This window comes from Pseudoalteromonas sp. S327 (assembly GCF_005886415.1).
In the GTDB taxonomy this organism is placed as follows: Bacteria; Pseudomonadota; Gammaproteobacteria; order Enterobacterales; family Alteromonadaceae; genus Pseudoalteromonas; species Pseudoalteromonas atlantica.
The window spans coordinates 160,271-178,146 of record NZ_PNDP01000016.1 but is presented as its reverse complement, the minus strand read 5'-3'; the positions used below and the strand labels follow the sequence as shown (position 1 = coordinate 178,146).

Here is a 17,876-nt window from a genome sequence, read left to right as displayed (position 1 = left end):
ACAAAAGAGGCGCCTGACGCTTAAATAACAAGCCACAAGGCGCCTTTAATCAGAGGTTATAATGGTGTGCTATTTAGTCAGCATTTGCTGCTGTAACAGCCGCTTCAACCCATTTATACCAGCTAGAGTCTGTATCCTGATCCGATACCGCACCAATGTAGTTTACGCTTTCAAAAAATGAATCACTTGTGCTTAAATCTGTTGCAGTAACAGTTACTTCTGCAGCTGCTGTGTTCGTTGCAAAACCGTTATCTGCAAGTACTGCAACATCATCAGTTAAGATTTGGTTAGCACCGTCATTTTCAAACCACGCTGTTTTTGTTTGACCTTCTAATGGGCCGCTTGCAAACGTATCTGTATCTGTAAAGTTTGCAGAACACGCCATTACAGAGCTTGTGAATGAGATTTTATCTGCTTGTGCTTCACCGTCGCCTGAGAACTCAATACATTGCGTGTTAGTTGCGTTTTGCTTAACGATAACAGTGTTGTAAATGCTTGAATTAAATTGGTCATCAAACTTGTAAGCTTGTGAAGGGTCGTCATCACGTACCGAGTTACCATCGGTAGTTACAACCGTTACATTGGCAACCGTTGGGTTAGATGGAGACACTTGCTCGGTAGAAGAACCTTTAACACCATCAGACTCAAAGCCATTGTTACCCATGTTAACTACAGTGCCGTCGTTTAGTGTCACAGTACCGTGTTGAATAAATAAGTACTGAGCTTTACCTTGCCAACCTGCGTCAAAGTCAAACGAATCATCTTGTGTATCTGTTACCGCTACGTGTTTAAGCGTTGTAGCACCACCAAAAATTTCAATACCGTCATCAAAACCTTGGTGAATGTGTAGGTAATCAAACTCAGAACCAGAGCCAACTGCATTTAGTGTTAGTGAATTCAAATCATCGCCTTCACCACCAACGCGAGGGCCTGAACCTGCGTACCAAATTTTAGCCCATTTAATATTACCGCTAGAGTCTGCATTATCGTTACCACCAAAGTAGCTAGTAATACCTTCAGAGGCTACGTTACACGTACCACCGTCACGCTCTGCATCAGTACATTGGTCAGTAATGCCGTTACCATTAATGATGATACCGCCCCAATCTGCGTAGCGTGCGCCTTCGCCTGCTGTATCAAAACGGTCAAACGCGTTTGCCGAAGTAAATACAACCGGCTTTTCTTCAGTACCTACCGCTTGAATTTTTGCACCACGTGCAATACGTACAATTGCTTCACCTGAGCCAAATGCTAAAACGGCACCTGGTTCAACAGTCATTGTTGGACCGTTTGCTGGTACTTCAAAGCCATCTACTGTGCTGCCGTCTTCGCCAATTTGTAATGCATCTTCAAAAACGTGAACACCGCCATCAGGTAGCTCAGCGAAAGTAATGTTACTTGTGATAGAAATTGTTTTGCTTGCAAACGAGTCGTTGTATAAACAATCAATGCCACTTACTACGCCTGTTACCGTACCTGCATCTGATTCGTAGCTTGCACAAACAGCTTCTTCTTCAGTTGTTGAACCAGTTGTATTGTTTGAATTATTAACACTGTTATCTGTTGACGAGCTGTTATCGTTTACAGTTGGTGTAATTTCGATATCGCCGCCACAGCCAGCTAGTGTCATTGCAGTTGCTACTAGGCTGACCTTAAATAAATCAGATAATTTCATTGTTCACTCCGTTAAAGTATTTAATTATTTTGTTAGTGCATTAAGTAAAAACTTAAGTCACTTTAAGGCACGATACTCATGCATTAAGGTGACCTGAGTTATCGGATGCAAATAAGATACTGTAGAGATATGACAAAGCAGTTACAGTTTAGTAACCATAAGATGACAATAGTAATTAATTAAAATTCAATAGCTTAAATGTTTAAACAACGAAAAAAACCGCCCTAAGGCGGTTTTGGTGTTGCGATTATGAAATAGGTAAACGCTTCTTTATTTGTAAAATAGCGTTAGGGTATAAAGTTAAAGTAACGCGGCTTTAAGTGTTTGCGCATGCACTTTTTCACGCTTAACATATTTAATCCACTGCTTTGCTAAACGTTGTGATTTATCATGCTTTTGGGCTTGTTCAAACGCTAAAATAGACGCATCAAAATTTTGCATATTGTACTGTGCCATACCTAGCGCAACGTAAGCGTTTGATTCAAAATCAAGGCCGCCTTTATCAAGCGCCTTACGCGCAGCATCAGCCGCTTCTTCGTATTGCTCAGTGTTAACAAACACTTCTGCTAGGCGTTGATCGTACTTACCATGCTCTGATAGGTCAGCCGCTTTTGCAAAGTAGCTAATCGATTTTTCATCTTCTTTAGCTTGAATCATGGCCTCTGCAATAAAGGCATAGTTTTTCGCTGATTTTTCTACAATGCCTTTTTCTATCGCATCACTCATTGTTTTAGCTGCTTTGTATGCCAGGCCGTTATAAAGGTAAGTTTGCGATAACTGTCGTAAATCAGACTTGGTTTTTAAAAAGCCTTGTTGATACGCCGCTTCTATTACTGCTAGTTGCTCTTTCTCTTTGCCGGTTTCTCCGTACATGCCAGCAAGCTGAACCCAATACTCTGGTTTATTGTAAAGTTTGACCATGCGCTCAAGCACTGCAACTACTTTATCTGTTTGATTAAGTGAGTAATACATAGCGCGCTGTAGTACCAGCCAGTTTTCTTTAGGGGTTTTGCCTTCGCTGTCGCTAAGAGCAATAACTTGATTAATGTACTCAAGCCCCTTTGGGTATTCTTTTAACTGGTAGTAAGTTTGCGCTCTAAGTAAGTAATACCCTTCTGTAATAGGTTTGGTATTTATTTCTTCCCACTTATCTAAAAACGCGATAACTTTTTTATACTCGCCGTTGGCCATTGCAAGCTGCGCTAAGCTAAACGTGGTACTTAAACGTAATGACTCAGGAATAGCCTCTTCGGCTACCACTTTTTCAAACGAGGCAATGGCTTTTGGTAAATCATTTTCGTTGTAATAAATAAAGCCATAAAAGTTATGCATCATCGCAATTTCGTACGAGTTCATACTTGAAGCTCGCTCTTGAATGCTATCAAGTGCTTCAAGGCCGCCTTTTACATCGCCATCATCAGCGAGCTTTTGCGCACGAGCAAGCTGGCTATAAACCTTCTCGCGCAGTGCAGGTACACGCTTTGTTTTTTGCTCTTGCTCTGCATGGGCAGTTGCTACGTTTAGCCCCGGCACAAGGCTTAGTGTACTTGGCACAACAATACTTGCACCGATCGCGGCAGTGCAAAATAACGCCAGTTTTAAATTTTTAGCTGTAGGTAGTAATTTCATAATCGCCTCGCTATTTCATCCAATTAAGATAAGTTAACCATTAATTTGGAAAGATATTTTGTTTTGAACACCCGCCACTTCAACGGCTTCACCATTTACTACGCGCGGTTTATATTTAAATTTAAGTGCGGCATCCATCGCTGCTCTATCAAACAGTGACTCAGGGACCGCTTTTACTACTTGCGGGTCACGAACAGTACCTTGCTTAGTTACTGTAAATTCAACAATTACATAGCCTTCAATACCACGCGACAAAGCACGACGCGGATACACTGGAGCTACTTTTACAATGGGTAGGTATTCACCATCACTTGTTTCAAGCGCTAAGCCACCCGCTAGGTCAACGTCGCTGCCTACATCGGCGCCAAAATCAAAATTATTGCTGGCCGCGTTTGCATCATTATTTTGCATTTGCGGCGACTCCATAGGCGGTGGTGGCTCTTTTGGTGTAGGTGGCTTTTGCGGTTTGCGCTCTTTCTTTTGTACCGTTTCTTCTTTTTTCAAACGTACAAAGTCTAAAACGTTTCCTTTTACTGGCTCCGACATGGCACCTTCACCACCGGTGATCAGTGCCTGCATGCCTAAAAACAGCATAAAGGTCACTACACCCGCTACTATTAATGCTACTAAATATCGCAACATGGCTAACCCTTAAGACGCATCTTGTGCAGCAATTGAAACATCAAACGCACCTGCAGCACGCGACGCATCCATTACTTTGATTAACATATCAGTGGTGGCTTTTTTATCAGCTTGAATAACCACGCTCCCTTGTGGGTTTTCTGCTTTTAAGCGTTCGATATTGGCTTGCACTGCACGTACATCGATTTGACGTTTATTAATCCAAATTTCGCCTGTATCAGAAATAGCCACTAAAATATTAGCGCGTTCTTTTTTAACCGCTGTTGCGGCTTCTGGGCGGTTTACATCAATACCGGCTTCTTTAACAAACGAGGCGGTAACGATGAAGAAAATAAGCATGATAAATACAACATCTAACATTGGGGTCATGTTAATTTCTTCAGCTTCGTCTTCTTGTAATAGGTTTCCTAACGGGGCTCTCATTTTTATTCTCCTAGGATGAGCGACTCTATAAGCCGCTTATCAAAATGTTACTTAATGGTCTAAAACCATGCTGTCTTCAAGTAGTTCAACTTCGCGCTTGGCTCTGCGCTGTAAAAACGTAGAGGCAAATACACCCGAAAGTGCACCAACCATACCTGCCATGGTTGGAATAGTTGCTTTAGAAACACCTGATGCCATAGAGCGCGCACTACCCGTACCGGTAATCGCCATTACATCAAATACTTCAATCATTCCCGTTACTGTGCCTAACAGGCCAAGTAGCGGACACAATGCAACCATTACATTTATCAGTGCTAAGTTGGTGTCTAAACGCATTGAAGCACGTGAAATCATCGCCTGGCGTATTTGCTCAGCATTCCAGCTATTGCGCTCTGCACGGTTTTTCCACTGCGCTTTTACGTTTTGCTTGTAACTACGAAAACCTTTGAAAAAATAAATAAATCGCTCGAGTATCAATAACCACATCGCGAAGATTAACACCCCGATGACCAAGAGGACTTGGCCACCAGTGTCGAGAAAATCACGGATAGCATTGATTGAGTCAATCAATAGCACCATGGTTTATGCTCCCTTCTCGCTTCGCTGTGCGATAATACCTGCGCTTTGCTCTTGAATAGTAAGCAAAATGTTTTTAGCGCGTGTATTAAGTAGGGTGTATAAAAATACCGTAGGAATTGCCACAACTAAGCCTAGCACCGTTGTTACCAATGCTTGCGAAATACCACCAGCCATTAGTTTAGGGTCACCTGTACCAAATAATGTGATTGCTTGGAAGGTGTTGATCATACCGGTTACTGTACCTAGTAAACCTAGCAGCGGCGCCACCACCGAGATGATTTTAATAAGCGTTAAATTACGCGTTACTTTTGGCATTTCACGTAAAATAGCTTCGCTTAATTTAAGCTCTAATGTGTCGTGGGCAACATCAGGGAACTGATCTTTAACTTTCATCACGCGGCCAAGTGGGTTGTCATCGCGTGCTACATCATCTTTAAGTTGACGACGAATTTTACCACCCATAATCAGTAATGAGAAAAAACGTTCAAGTGAGATAAGTAAAGCAATAACACCTACACCTAAAATAACGTAACCGACTGTGCCACCTTGGTGTACACGCTCTTCGGTATCTGGTGCTTGCACTAATAAACCTAAAATTGAGCCACCCGTTGGGTCAAGTGCAAATTGCACAACACCATTTTTTGCATTTTGTAACTCCTCGGCTGTTGCAGTAAAACGTGCGACAGGCTGGCGATTTAACTCGCTTAAGGTATTTGTTACTGGGTTAAATTCTAGGTATTTACCGTTAGAGATTAAGTTAAAAGCACCTACACGTACCACTTCTTGTTGTGCTTTTTCACCACCTTGTACAATTACATCGGTAGTAAAGCGGCTTACTTTACCTTGCTCTGTCATTTCGCGTTGTAGCTCAAACCATACTTTTTCAATATCTTCGATAGAGGCAAGCTTTGAAGTAGAGCCCATTTTTTGTGCTAGCTCATCCATAAATGTGCTACGACCCGCAATTTCAGCTGATACCACAGAGGTAGCGAACTTATTGCTAGAATCACCAGCAACTTGCTGAAGCACACCAAATAGCTCTTTTAAAGAACCCATTCGTTTAGACAGTGTATCTGTTAAGTTAGCAAGTTTAATTTCGTTTTCTTCAAACTGTGTTTCTAAGCGCTCAGACTCAGCAAGCATTTGATTACGTTTTGCTTGTGTGTTGTTAAGCATTTGCACTTGTTCGTTTTGGCGCGCCATAAATTCTTGTTCGCGTTGCTTGTTTTGCGCGCTTTGAGCCGATTTGCCTTCTTCAAGTGTTTTTAATAGTGAGTCTAAGTCCATAGGCTCAGCTGCCACACTTGCGCCTGCAAAGCTTAGGCTTGCAGCAAAAAGGGCCATTTTTGTCATTTGAGTAAACAGTTTCATCTTCAACCTCTTATTCTGCTGCGTGTACTGGCAGAGTTAACATATCTGGGGCAAGTTGCTTACGTGCGATACGTAAACCTTTGTTGATTTGGCTAATTGTTGAGTCTGGTAAAGTAACAAACGATTTTGTTTCTTCATCCCAGCTACCAGCTTGCTTACCATCACGTGTTAAATAAATAAGCTCTAAGCGGCCAATGCGTAAAAAGTCTACTTCACGCTCTTTACCGTCTACCGTTAACAGTGAGGTGTAGGCTTCAATAGTGCGTCCATAATCAACTTCTACTTGGTATGCTTCTAATACGCGGCGGAATTTTTCGCTTGAGTTAATATCTGCACGGTCCATCATGGCGTTTAAAGAGCTAATACGCTTAGTTCGCTCTTCTTGCAAAAATGGCACATCAAGTGCTACAAATTGCTCAAGCCCTTCAATCATGCGCAACATTAGTGGTGTGATCTGACGCTCAATAATAGAGACCTGATCCATTGAAAGGTTAAGTGACTCCATTTCTTCAATTTGGTTATTTAACTGTTTAGTTAATTGCGCGTTATAAACAGTTAAACCATCAATTTCTTTATTAAGGGTTTTAAACTGTTGAAGACGTCCTTGCATTGAATCAGCAATCTTGTCTATTTTTGTTTGTGATTGCGCAGCTGATTTATTTATTTCACTGCTTTTATCGATAACCTTTTCTAAATCATTGGCATGTACTGCAGCACTTGCTGCTACAATACCAGCTAAGATCAATGGTTTAACGCCTTTCATCGCATACACCTTTACTCGTTAATTAGCGGATTTGCTAGTTTGTTGTTTTAGCCTAAACTGACTTGTTTTAGGCTAAAGATTTTCAATGAGTGAAATTGTATAGATGAATAATGACAGGCATGTTGCGCAAAAAAGTCTATTTTGTTACAGCTGTAACATTTGCGTCTTATATCGGAGTGTTTATATGCAAAGCGTGTATTAAAGCAGCAAATACACGCATTTTGGCTAGTTGTTAAGCTAATAAAGCGTTAATTGTGTTTAGTGTTTGCTGGTGATCGGTGTAATTTATTTTAATTGCAATGGCTTTATTATTAGTTATTAATACTAACGAAGGAAAGCCTTGTATTGGCAAACTTGCACTAAATGCTAACTCCTCATGTAATTTTTGATTCAAATCCTCAGAGCAAAGTTCCTCGCAAAACTGTTGTTTATCAAGGCCTATTTTTTCAGCTAAGGTAATTAGAGTACTTTCATCAGATGGGTTTTGAGCATGTAGATAATAAGCATGTTGAATTGCCTCTATCATTTGTGGCTCTTTATTATGCACTCTGGCAATAATCGCCGCTCTGCAGGCTGGGTAAGTAGAGCGCCTTGGCTGACAAACCTGCCAAAAATCAAAATTAAACTGTGTGCCCAACATCGCACTAATTTTATGCCACGTGCTTTGGAGCATGGCGCGCATATTTTCTGGCATGGGTTCTTGGCTATCTGGAGCAAGCCCCCCTACTTTGTATTCTATAGTCAGCTGCGAAGCTAATGCGGCTTTTAGTTTTAACCACGTCGGTTTATATCCCCAGCACCAACTGCACATAGGGTCGTGTACATATATAAGTTTAGTTTGAGTCATAGTGTTCCTGTGTGATTTGATACAACTTTGTTACGCCCTTGCTCTTTAGCTAGGTACAGGTATTCGTCTGCTTGTTTAAGTGCACGGCTGTAATGATCCACATTATCAACCTGTGCCACACCAATACTACAGGTAATAAATACCCGTTTATTATCGCTGGTTAAAATAGCTTGTTTTGCGACACATTGTCTAAAATCATCGGCTAATTTTGTAGCCACAGGGGCTGTTTCTTTAGGTAAAATCACCACAAACTCTTCGCCTCCATAACGGGCTTTAACTGCGGAGTTTGGAAATTGTGAATCAAGTAATTTGGTAAATTCTATCAACACTGTATCGCCAAAGTCATGACCATAGGTATCGTTTAGTCGTTTAAAATAATCTAAATCAAGTAATAAAATAGAAAACGGCAGGTAGTTTTCGGGCGTTTTAGCAGCTAATTTTAAAAAGTGAGCGGTGATGAAACGCCTGTTCGCGCCACCCGTTAACTGATCTGTATAAGCATCTTGCGTTTGCGCAAGGGTTATATCAGCAATTGCCAGGTGACTTTTATGCCTGAAATATTCACCTATAAACGAAAAAATAAACACCAGTGTAAAAGAGGCTAAAAACCGAGACTTTTCAATACCGCCATAGTTAACTTGCCCAAAATCAGGCCCGTATAAAATAACACTGCAGCACAGTAATAAGCCTAAGCCAAGCCTGCAGCCATGCTTTACACCTAAAGAGGCAAAACACACTACAGGGTAAAACATTAGCCAATAAAGCGCGGTATTTTCTTTTCCGCCGGTATACGTAAGGGCCACACACATAATAAACACTATACACATACTTATAAGTGCAACCATTTCAAGCTTGGCTGTTTTTATAAAATAAAAAGTGCCGCTAATAAGGGTAATATCAACCGCGATTAACGACGCGGTAAGAATAGGCGAATACACCGTGTAGTTAAACACCACCAACATAGAGATAACAATAATAGCAATGGCTATCATGGTGAATAGTGAAAATGCTTGGCGCTGTTTATCCGAGCTATACACCTTATCTATGTTAATAAGGCTTAACCAACTTTGTCCTGTAATCGATTTTTTTGGCATATTTTAAACTCTAAACTTTTGAACCATTTGCTCTAAATCACTAAATTGTTGTTTAAGTTTAGTACATTCATTGAGGGTGTTTTTTAAATTTTCTTGGCTTTGTACCGATAACTCACTCATGCTTGTAATGTCTGCGTCGAGCACTTTAACAAGGTCGTTTTGCTCAACAGTGGCATTGGCAACACTATGATTAGCATTGCTAATTTGTTTTATTGACTCTATTATTTGGCCCATTAACACGTTCACACCTTCAGCGTGCTCTACGCTTTTTTCACTGTCTTGAATGCTTGTTTTCATCAGCTCTACCGCTTGGTTTGAGCCTCTTTGTAATTGCCCTACAGTATCTTCAATCTCTTGGGTAGATTGCTGAGTACGATGAGCTAACTGGCGTACCTCATCAGCCACAACAGCAAAACCGCGCCCAGCTTCGCCTGCTCTTGCAGCTTCAATTGCCGCATTTAATGCAAGTAAATTGGTTTGCTCGCTCACACCTTTTATCACCTCAAGCACTTGCCCAATACTAATTGTATGCGCGTTAAGGCTATTAATAGTGTGTTGCGCTTGTTCCATATTGGCTGATAACTGATGAATACTATTAACGCTGTGCAATAAGGTTTGCTGGTTTTGTGTTGAATGCTCATCTGCATTTTTAGCTATTACAGAAGCGTCACTGGCGTTATTAGCAATAGCCATAGCCGATTGCGAAAAATTATTAACCGCCATGGCCACACTATCAGTACGTTTTGTTTGGTCATGGTGCATGGCTAGTGAAGAATGTGTTTGCGACACCACGCTGGCTATTACGCTATCGAGTTGTTCAGTCGTTAATTTAACGTGTTCAATAGAGTGCTGAATTTTTTCAATAAAAATGTTAAACGAGTGACTAATTTGGCCAAATTCATCATTGTTTTCAACCTTTAAACGTTTGGTTAAATCGCCTTCGCCTTTTGCAATATCTTCTAGTGCATCATTTAGGCGCGCCATAGGTTGCATTAAGTAACGCAGTAAAAATTGCATAAACACAATAATGGCCACAATTCCCACTAACATATAAATAAGCGCGTTAATACCAAAACGAGACACCTCTGCATAGGCTTGGTTTTTATCAATAACGACACCTAAATACCAGTCAACATTGTCTATGCCACGTATTTTAGTAAACGATATCAACTGCGGCTCACCTGCTATATCATATTGTGTAAATTCGCTATTAAGCGCGGTAGGTTGGCCAAATAATTCGGCGGTGTTTTTTAAATTAAGTTCGCTATTAGGATGGCTCAGCACTTGGCCATTTTTATCTACTAAAAAAGCATACCCTAACCCTAAAAAATCAATATCGTTAATTATTTCAGTCACTGTGTGCATGTCTATATCTGCACCCGCTACGCCACTAAAGCGGGCATTGCTTTGAATGGGCACAACTGCAGATATAGTCAGCTCGTTGGTGGTTACATCAATATACGGGGTGGTAAATGCGGTATAGCTTTTATTTTCAACTAACTTATACCAAGGTCGCGAGGTGGCATCAAAATCAGAGGGCAATACAATGCTTTGATCGTTAAGTATAAATAAACCACTTGGTTTACCTATATACGTGTTTTTAAAGCCACCAGCGTATTTGGCAGTATTAAGCTGAGCAAGGGTTAACTGTTTTTGATCACTGTTTTTGTGAGTTTGCGCAATCGATTTTACTATGGTGAGTTTAGCGTTAAGCCAGCTTGCAATGTTTTGTGAGGTAGATTCTGAATTTTGCTTAAGGACTAAGTCGAGCTGCTGTTGCGTTTGGTTACGCATAGCGATGTAATTATTTATAGCAAATAAACCCAGTACAATAACCAGTACCATAGATGCTGCAATAGTCACTTTTGAGGTGAATTTAAGTGAGTTAAGCATGACTGCCCTTTTTATTTTTTTGTTATTAATTATATTTTTAGCAAAAATTTAAAGGTATGTCGTCGTTAATGAGGTAGATAAGCAGTTTATGTACTTAAAATAAGAATAAAGAACCAGCTCTATTCACTATATAGTTGTAACAACTCTATTTTTTTTAAAACAAACTAGCGCTTGGAACGTTCCTATAAAGTAGTAATAAAAAAGCGACTGAATACGTATTCAGTCGCTCTTTCATCGGGGAGTATTTACCACTTTTTAGCTAAACGAACCACGTTTAAGCCATACCAAGCAATAAATACATAACACACTAGCGGAACAAAAAAGCTTTGCTGAATATTAACAACATCAGCAATGTAACCTTGTAATAAAGGCACCAAGGCACCCCCTACTATTGCCAAACACAACCAACCAGAGCCTTTACTGGTTAATGAGCCTAAGCGCTCTATCGCTACAGAAAATATAGTCGGGAACATAATTGAGTTAAATAAACCAATGGCCAGTACCGCGTACAGGGCTACATTGCCTTGCGTAAATATAGTCACAAGTAATAAGGCAATTACCATGCAGGCATTAAATGCCAATGCTTTAGATGGCGCTATTTTTTGTAGTGCAGCAGAGCCAATAAAGCGGCCAACCATTGCTCCGCCCCAATAGTAGCTGATCAGTGCAGCAGCAGCGTGCTCTTCAAGCCCAGCTATATGTGCTTCGCCAAAAAAGTTAACTAAAAAACTACCAATAGCCACTTCACCACCGACATAACAAAATATAGCAAATACGCCCATTGTTAAATGAGGTGCCTGTGTTAGTGAGCGAGTTTCATTAACCGGGTTATTTTCTTCTTTATGGCCCTCTATTTCAGGAAGCTTAATAAAGGCAAATACGATAGCAATAATAAGTAAGGCCGCTGCTAACATTAAATAAGGTACTTTTACAGATTCAGCAGTAGCAGCACTTGCCGCTAATGTACCTGCGGTACCAAAAAACAGGATACCTCCAACATACGGGCCTACTGTTGTCCCTAAGGCATTAAGTGCTTGCGCTAAATTTAGCCTAGATGAGGCGGTTTTTTCTGGCCCTAAAGCAGCTACATACGGGTTCGCAGAAACCTGCAAAACAGTTACACCAGCAGCCAGTACAAATAAAGCACCTAAAAACAACCAGTATTCATGCACCACCACCGCAGGGTAGAACAACATACAGCCAATTGAGGCAACCACTAGGCCGGTTAGTATGCCTTTTTTATAACCTAATTGTTTAACCAAAATTCCAGCTGGAATAGAGACAATAAAATAGGCGCCAAAAAAGCAAAACTGTACGAGCATTGCTTCAAAGTAAGTTAGGTCAAAAACGCCTTTTAGACGAGGGATTAGTACGTCGTTTAAAACGGTAATAAAACCCCATAAAAAAAACAGTGTGGTCATTGCAGTCAGCGGTAACAGGTAATTTTTATTTTGTTGCTCTTTGACCGCAAATGATTGATTGGTATTTATTTCACTCACGTCATTTTCACTCCATTAACAAGTTGAAAATGATTTTACACGTTTGCGACATAATATAAGTACAAAATAATTGGAACGTTACAATTAATCACATTCATTTAATAAGGCCTGTTTCATCCTTTGGGTTTCGCCGCTATTTTTAAATTTATATAAAGCAGTATTAATATCTTCTAATACAGTGAGCCAGTTTGGTGTTTTTTTACTAATCGCAAAATATAAAGGGTTATATTGAATTGCCTTGCTTTCTGGTTCGATAGCACTAAGTAGGGTCTGTTTTTCGCTATCGGGTAAAGCTGCATATTTTACCGAGTAAAGTAACACAGCGGGGTCGCCTATAATTAAATCTACACGCTTTGCCGCAAGTAACTTTACCAGCTGTAAATCATCAACGGCATTAATGATGATAAATTCGTTGTTATCCATCATGGCATCAAACTCAGGGGTATTTTGATACCCTCTTACAACACCAATACGCGAGCCTTTAAGCGACTTTAAATTGCCATTAAACCTGTCGGGCTCGCCTTTGCGTTTTAAAAAACCTATGTTACCGCCTTCAAACGAATTAGAAAGCCCTAAAAGCTTACGGCGTGTTTTACCTTCTATGTAATCAGATGGCGCTGTATCTTCAATATAATACTCTGGCATTAACACATCGGCTTTACCGAGCTCCACAGAACGAACAGCTCTCGCCCAAGGAACAAACTCTATATAAGCACTATAACCAGCGCTATGTAGAATCGCCGTACTAAATTGATATACCCAGCCTTTGTTACACAGCTTATTACCTATGTAAGGCGGCCAGTCTAATGTAACCACATGAATTGTTTGATTGCTGTTTGGCGCGCTAAATAGGTAACCCGATTTATAGCGCTCACCTATTACAGTGTGACGAGTATCATCTTGCATGTAGGTCACAGGAACCTCAGCAAAACAATAAGATGAAAAGAGTATGAGGATTAAAAATAAACGCATAATTAAATTTCATTTACAATATGTTCCTAAAGTGTAGAACTTAGTACATAAAGTAAAAGAAATTTTAATTAAAATTACAGCTGTGGGTACTTAAGCTTTTACCCACTTCATTTTATTATTGGTATCGCGAGAATTAATAATAGTTGAGTCGCTGCTCTCTACCCCACCAAGTTTGGCTAAACGGTCGTAAAGTACCACATTGCAGGTGGCCGCAAGGTTCATACAACCAATTGTAGGTACGTAAACCACTTCATCGCACCATTTTAAAACCTCTTTTGGTACTGAGCCGTCTTCTGGCCCAAATACATAAAATGCGTTTTCAGGGTGTTTAAAATCAGGTAACGCCGTGGCGCCTTCAATCAGCTCAATAACCACAACCTTTGCGCCTTCAGGTTTTACACTGAGTAGGTTATCAGTGCCGGTAAGTGCAATACGCTCAACAACATTTTTAGTATCGGTATGAAACTTTTTAGCATTTAAGTAGCGACTACCGGTAAAGAATACTTGTTTAGCGTCATAACAACCCGCGGCACGTAAAACGCCGCCAACATTTGTCGGGCTTTTAGGATTAATTAAACCTATTACAGCCTTAAACTCGCTCATCAGTCGCAATCCTTTGTTGGCCACTCAGCAATGTATAAATCAAAGTCATCGAGCTTTACGTCACAGTCTTTTACGGTTTTATCTTTAACAGAAATACCAAGTGCATGCATTTGGGTTTTGTCACCCTGATTTAATAGCGGATGCCAAGAGGCTAAACCTCGCCCCTCGTGAAGACGGCGATAACTACAGCTTTGCGGCATAAAAAAGATATCTTTAAGGTTGGCTTTGGTCAGTTTAACGCAAGAAGGGACAAGCGTTTGGCGGTTTTCGTATTCGCTACAACCACAGGTATTGTTATCAAGGTATTGGCAAACAATGTTGGTGAAAATAAGCTCTTCGCCTTCACGTAGTTGATCGGTGGCGGTAAATTCGTCTTCATCTTCACTGTCAATAAAGGTATTTAAACAGCATTTTCCGCAACCATCACAAATCGCTTCCCATTCGTTTTGGTTCATATCGGCTAAGCTTTTTTTAAGCCAAAACTGTGTATTTGCTAACTCTTGATCAAACATAATTTACTCGCACCCCTAAAGAGCGCGCATTCTAACGTATTGCTACAGCGTGCGCAAAGCCCGTGCCTTTATTTGTACGGGCTTTGTGAGTTTTGCTATTTACTGGCAGCAACCCAACGTTTAATTTTTTCCTCTAAAATAGGCATAGGCAAGGCGCCATCAATCAATATTTGCGTATGAAACGCTTTAATATCAAACTTATCACCTAACTCTTTTTTAGAGTAGTCACGTAATTGTTGAATTTTAAATTGCCCCAATTTGTACGACAGTGCTTGGCCAGGCCATGCAATATAACGCTCAACTTCCGCTATCACATCGCTTTTAGCCATTGACGAATTTGCCAGCATGTAATCAATACCTTGCTGTCGAGTCCAGCCTTTTGCATGAAAGCCTGTATCAAGCACTAAGCGCATTGCTCTAAGTTGCTCATCGGCCAAACGCCCGTACCACATATAAGGGTCGGTAAATAAGCCCAGCTCTTTTCCTAGGCTTTCTGCGTACAACGCCCAGCCCTCGGCAAATACCGTGTAGCCGCCAAATTTTCTAAAATCTGGAAGGCCATCTATTTCTTGCTGTAAAGCAATTTGAAAGTGATGGCCTGGTGCGGCTTCGTGAATAGAGAGCGTTTCTAATAAAAATTTTGGCTGCGCTTTTAAATTATAAGTATTGATGTAAAAAATACCTGGTCGAGAGCCATCGGGTGCCGGCGCTGCATAAGATGCACCCGCTGCAGATTGGGCTCGATAAGGTTCAACCGCTTTTACAACATAAGGGGCTTTAGGCGCAACATCGAACAGTAAAGGGACGCGCGCATCTATTTTTTGTTTTATATCTTCATACGCAGCAATTAATGCCTCTGGCGTATCGTAATAAAATTGGTCCGAATCACGTAAGTGCTGAAAAAATTCAACCAAAGTGCCGTTAAAACCTACCTCGTGTTTTACTTTTTTCATCTGACTTAAAATACGCGAAACTTCACTTAAACCAATCTCATGTATTTCATCTGCAGAAAGGCTCAACGTGGTATTTTTTTTAATTTGATATTCATACCAAGCTTTACCATTAGGCAAGTCACTATAACCTACCGTTTCTCGGCTTTGAGGAATGTATTGATTGGCTAAAAAGTCGCTCATACTTTTATATGCAGGCACTAATTGCTGCATAATAAGTGCTTTATATTGCGCCGTTATTTGCTGCTTTTGCTGTGCGGTAAATGAGGCTGGTAAGTTTTTAATTGGCCCCCAAAATAACGAATCCTCTGCATTTTTAACCACATGCGCAGCAAATTGTGGCTGAAGCTTTTTAGCTAATGGTTTTGGTAAGGTAATGCCCGCTTTAATCCCCTTCGCCATCGCGCGCTCTACACTGCTGAGCCACGTAATAAAGCCTTTGCTTCGTTTTATAAAATTATTGTAATCTTCTACGGTGTTAAATGGCTGCGCACTTTGTCCCGAGCCAAAACCTGCAAAGGTATTATGCGCTCCCGCCATTTGGTTAATAGGCAGCATATAGCTTGGAAATTGCATTCCCTCTAAATTAAGTGCTAGGTCTCTTTGTAATATTTCATAGCTGAGTAACGCTTGCCCTGTTAACTGCGACTTATCAATAAGTGTTAAACGTTGTTGATACTTTTTGTAAAACGCGGCTTTTTTTGCCCTATTCTTTTGGGTAATAGCGGGGGTAAACTTATCATTAAATTCACTGCGACCACTATAAGTTGCATTTATAGGTTTAAAGCTGAGTAACTCGTTGTAGTACTGTGCTACAAGTACATCTAATTGCTGCTCATAAGAGAGCTCTGAAACAATAGCTGCAGGTGCGTTTGACGTGTTTAGCTGTGCACTATTGCCAGTGTTATTACTGGTTTGTGTGTTCATACAGCCACTTAAAGCAAACATAACGCCACTGGCAACTAAGGCTAATTTAATTGATTTCATGGTAATCCTTTTTAGTATCGTCAGCCGATTATGCGCATTTAACCTGCGTTAATAAAGAAATTACGATAAGTGGCGATTAACCTATTATATTTACACTTTTATATTAGGTTGTTACATTTCAATTAATTAAACCGCCACCAGAAGAAAAAACAATGAAAAAAAAGCTACTCAGCGCCTCCGTTGCACTTATGTGTTTAGGAAGCTTTAACGCGCAAGCCCTTACTTATATATCTGCTAAAGCCATGGTAGATGTACACACAGGCGAGGTTATTCAATCGCCGCTGATCACCATTGATAATGGGGTGATCACTGATGTTGCACAAAACAAAAAGCCGAGCATGAGCAAAAATGATCAGCATATTGATTTACCCGAGCTCACTTTAATGCCGGGCCTTATGGATATGCATGTACATTTGACCAGCGACCCTACGGTATCTCGAAGTGAGCGTTTAAGTCAGTCGGTACCGCGCATGGCCATTAAAGCCGCGCACTTTGCTAAAAAAACATTGCTTGCTGGTTTTACTACCCTCAGAAATGTAGGGGCCGAGGGCTATAGCGTGATTGCAGTGCGTGATGGTATTAACGCCGGAGATATTGTAGGCCCGCGTATTTGGGCAGCTGGCCCTTCGCTTGGGATCACAGGCGGACATTGCGATAATAACCGTTTACCACCAGAGCTAAAATACACTTCAACAGGGGTAGCCGATGGCCCATGGGCTGCACGTGTAAAAGTACGAGAAAACATAAAGTATGGCGCTAATGCCATTAAGTTTTGCGCCACGGGGGGCGTTTTTTCTAAAGGGACAAAAGTGGGTGTACAGCAGTATTCATTTGAAGAAATGAAAGCAATTGTAGATGAAGCCCACATGCGTGATTTACCTGTAGCCGCTCACGCACATGGCACAAGTGGTATTAAAACAGCTATAAAAGCCGGCGTAGATAGTATTGAACATGCCAGCTTTTTAGATGATGAAGCCATCGCACTTGCTAAAAAACATGGCACGTGGTTATCAATGGACATTTATAATACAGAATACACACTGAGCTTTGGTGAGCAAAATGGGGTAGATGAAGAAAACCTCAATAAAGAACGTCAAGTGTCTAAAAAGCAACGCGACAGCTTTAACCGCGCAGTAAAAGCAGGTGTAAATATGGTATTTGGTACCGATGCTGCTATTTACCCTCATGGCGATAACGCCAAACAATTTAGCCGTATGGTTAAATTTGGCATGAGCGAACTACAAGCAATACAGGCTGCCACCATTAACAGTGCAAAGCTATTAAAAATGGATAATAAACTGGGTCAGCTAAAATCAGGGTTTGCAGCCGACATTATTGCCGTAAAAGGTAATCCACTTAAAAATATCTCTGTGCTTGAGCGCATTCCTTTTGTTATGAAAGCAGGCGTTGTTTATAAAAAATAGTCACTAATTAATG

General features: G+C 40.7%; 16 protein-coding genes. 1 reads left to right on the top strand and 15 read right to left on the bottom strand.

Annotated elements, in window-relative coordinates; all coding sequences use genetic code 11:
- Window positions 1-73: 73 nt before the first annotated feature.
- The 15 genes from CWB60_RS06865 to CWB60_RS06795 form a co-directional block, all read right to left on the bottom strand.
- Window positions 74-1,675 (bottom strand): beta-helix domain-containing protein, encoded by a 1,602-nt coding sequence (locus CWB60_RS06865; RefSeq protein ID WP_004586339.1) that lies wholly within the window; start codon window positions 1,673-1,675, stop codon window positions 74-76.
- A gap of 300 nt (window positions 1,676-1,975) precedes the next feature.
- Window positions 1,976-3,304, bottom strand: coding sequence for a CDC27 family protein (locus tag CWB60_RS06860; RefSeq protein WP_138577147.1), 1,329 nt, complete (start codon window positions 3,302-3,304; stop codon window positions 1,976-1,978).
- 33 nt (window positions 3,305-3,337) lie between these two features.
- Window positions 3,338-3,943, bottom strand: coding sequence for an energy transducer TonB (locus CWB60_RS06855; protein WP_029772986.1), 606 nt, complete (start codon window positions 3,941-3,943; stop codon window positions 3,338-3,340).
- Between the two features lie 12 nt (window positions 3,944-3,955).
- A complete protein-coding gene (locus CWB60_RS06850; protein ID WP_004586342.1) occupies window positions 3,956-4,369 on the bottom strand; it encodes an ExbD/TolR family protein in 414 nt (137 codons plus the stop codon).
- Window positions 4,370-4,420: 51 nt separating this feature from the next.
- The gene (locus CWB60_RS06845) at window positions 4,421-4,948 is read right to left on the bottom strand and encodes a MotA/TolQ/ExbB proton channel family protein (RefSeq protein ID WP_029772985.1); all 528 of its coding nucleotides are present in this window, start codon (window positions 4,946-4,948) and stop codon (window positions 4,421-4,423) included.
- Between the two features lie 3 nt (window positions 4,949-4,951).
- Entirely contained in the window at window positions 4,952-6,319 is a 1,368-nt protein-coding gene (locus CWB60_RS06840; protein ID WP_064387264.1) for a MotA/TolQ/ExbB proton channel family protein, read from the bottom strand.
- A gap of 10 nt (window positions 6,320-6,329) precedes the next feature.
- Window positions 6,330-7,082 carry a DUF3450 domain-containing protein gene (locus CWB60_RS06835; RefSeq protein WP_004586345.1) on the bottom strand — a complete coding sequence of 251 codons (753 nt, stop codon included), beginning with the start codon at window positions 7,080-7,082 and terminating at the stop codon, window positions 6,330-6,332.
- Window positions 7,083-7,314: 232 nt separating this feature from the next.
- Window positions 7,315-7,929 carry a DsbA family protein gene (locus CWB60_RS06830; RefSeq protein ID WP_138577149.1) on the bottom strand — a complete coding sequence of 205 codons (615 nt, stop codon included), beginning with the start codon at window positions 7,927-7,929 and terminating at the stop codon, window positions 7,315-7,317.
- The gene (locus CWB60_RS06825) at window positions 7,926-9,023 is read right to left on the bottom strand and encodes a GGDEF domain-containing protein (RefSeq protein ID WP_138577151.1); all 1,098 of its coding nucleotides are present in this window, start codon (window positions 9,021-9,023) and stop codon (window positions 7,926-7,928) included. Before CWB60_RS06825 ends, CWB60_RS06830 begins: the two co-directional genes overlap by 4 nt.
- Before the next feature lie 3 nt (window positions 9,024-9,026).
- Window positions 9,027-10,916, bottom strand: a complete 1,890-nt coding sequence (locus tag CWB60_RS06820) for a methyl-accepting chemotaxis protein (RefSeq protein ID WP_138577157.1) — start codon at window positions 10,914-10,916, stop codon at window positions 9,027-9,029.
- Between the two features lie 245 nt (window positions 10,917-11,161).
- A complete protein-coding gene (locus CWB60_RS06815) occupies window positions 11,162-12,415 on the bottom strand; it encodes a sugar MFS transporter (RefSeq protein ID WP_055254170.1) in 1,254 nt (417 codons plus the stop codon).
- Between the two features lie 84 nt (window positions 12,416-12,499).
- Complete coding sequence (locus CWB60_RS06810; RefSeq protein WP_138577159.1) at window positions 12,500-13,387, bottom strand: substrate-binding periplasmic protein; 888 nt, start codon at window positions 13,385-13,387, stop codon at window positions 12,500-12,502.
- 90 nt (window positions 13,388-13,477) lie between these two features.
- Window positions 13,478-13,990, bottom strand: a complete 513-nt coding sequence (locus CWB60_RS06805) for an RNA methyltransferase (RefSeq protein WP_126008849.1) — start codon at window positions 13,988-13,990, stop codon at window positions 13,478-13,480.
- Window positions 13,990-14,502: a YcgN family cysteine cluster protein gene (locus tag CWB60_RS06800; RefSeq protein ID WP_024031710.1), complete on the bottom strand. Its 513-nt coding sequence runs from the start codon at window positions 14,500-14,502 to the stop codon at window positions 13,990-13,992. The genes CWB60_RS06805 and CWB60_RS06800 overlap by 1 nt, the downstream gene beginning before the upstream one ends.
- Before the next feature lie 95 nt (window positions 14,503-14,597).
- Window positions 14,598-16,439: a DUF885 domain-containing protein gene (locus CWB60_RS06795; RefSeq protein ID WP_138577161.1), complete on the bottom strand. Its 1,842-nt coding sequence runs from the start codon at window positions 16,437-16,439 to the stop codon at window positions 14,598-14,600.
- Window positions 16,440-16,591: 152 nt separating this feature from the next.
- Here CWB60_RS06795 and CWB60_RS06790 point away from each other — a divergent pair, with 152 nt between their 5' ends.
- The gene (locus CWB60_RS06790) at window positions 16,592-17,863 is read left to right on the top strand and encodes a Xaa-Pro dipeptidase (RefSeq protein WP_138577163.1); all 1,272 of its coding nucleotides are present in this window, start codon (window positions 16,592-16,594) and stop codon (window positions 17,861-17,863) included.
- The last annotated feature ends 13 nt before the right edge of the window (window positions 17,864-17,876 follow it).

What these genes read in the sequence shown, in the direction of transcription:
- CWB60_RS06795 (WP_138577161.1), bottom strand. Translation starts at nt 16,439, where the DNA reads ATGAAATCAATTAAATTAGCCTTAGTTGCCAGTGGCGTTATGTTTGCT.
- CWB60_RS06850 (WP_004586342.1), bottom strand. Translation starts at nt 4,369, where the DNA reads ATGAGAGCCCCGTTAGGAAACCTATTACAAGAAGACGAAGCTGAAGAA.
- CWB60_RS06820 (WP_138577157.1), bottom strand. Translation starts at nt 10,916, where the DNA reads ATGCTTAACTCACTTAAATTCACCTCAAAAGTGACTATTGCAGCATCT.
- CWB60_RS06800 (WP_024031710.1), bottom strand. Translation starts at nt 14,502, where the DNA reads ATGTTTGATCAAGAGTTAGCAAATACACAGTTTTGGCTTAAAAAAAGC.
- CWB60_RS06810 (WP_138577159.1), bottom strand. Translation starts at nt 13,387, where the DNA reads ATGCGTTTATTTTTAATCCTCATACTCTTTTCATCTTATTGTTTTGCT.
- CWB60_RS06840 (WP_064387264.1), bottom strand. Translation starts at nt 6,319, where the DNA reads ATGAAACTGTTTACTCAAATGACAAAAATGGCCCTTTTTGCTGCAAGC.
- CWB60_RS06845 (WP_029772985.1), bottom strand. Translation starts at nt 4,948, where the DNA reads ATGGTGCTATTGATTGACTCAATCAATGCTATCCGTGATTTTCTCGAC.
- CWB60_RS06860 (WP_138577147.1), bottom strand. Translation starts at nt 3,304, where the DNA reads ATGAAATTACTACCTACAGCTAAAAATTTAAAACTGGCGTTATTTTGC.
- CWB60_RS06835 (WP_004586345.1), bottom strand. Translation starts at nt 7,082, where the DNA reads ATGAAAGGCGTTAAACCATTGATCTTAGCTGGTATTGTAGCAGCAAGT.
- CWB60_RS06830 (WP_138577149.1), bottom strand. Translation starts at nt 7,929, where the DNA reads ATGACTCAAACTAAACTTATATATGTACACGACCCTATGTGCAGTTGG.
- CWB60_RS06790 (WP_138577163.1), top strand. Translation starts at nt 16,592, where the DNA reads ATGAAAAAAAAGCTACTCAGCGCCTCCGTTGCACTTATGTGTTTAGGA.
- CWB60_RS06865 (WP_004586339.1), bottom strand. Translation starts at nt 1,675, where the DNA reads ATGAAATTATCTGATTTATTTAAGGTCAGCCTAGTAGCAACTGCAATG.
- CWB60_RS06805 (WP_126008849.1), bottom strand. Translation starts at nt 13,990, where the DNA reads ATGAGCGAGTTTAAGGCTGTAATAGGTTTAATTAATCCTAAAAGCCCG.
- CWB60_RS06825 (WP_138577151.1), bottom strand. Translation starts at nt 9,023, where the DNA reads ATGCCAAAAAAATCGATTACAGGACAAAGTTGGTTAAGCCTTATTAAC.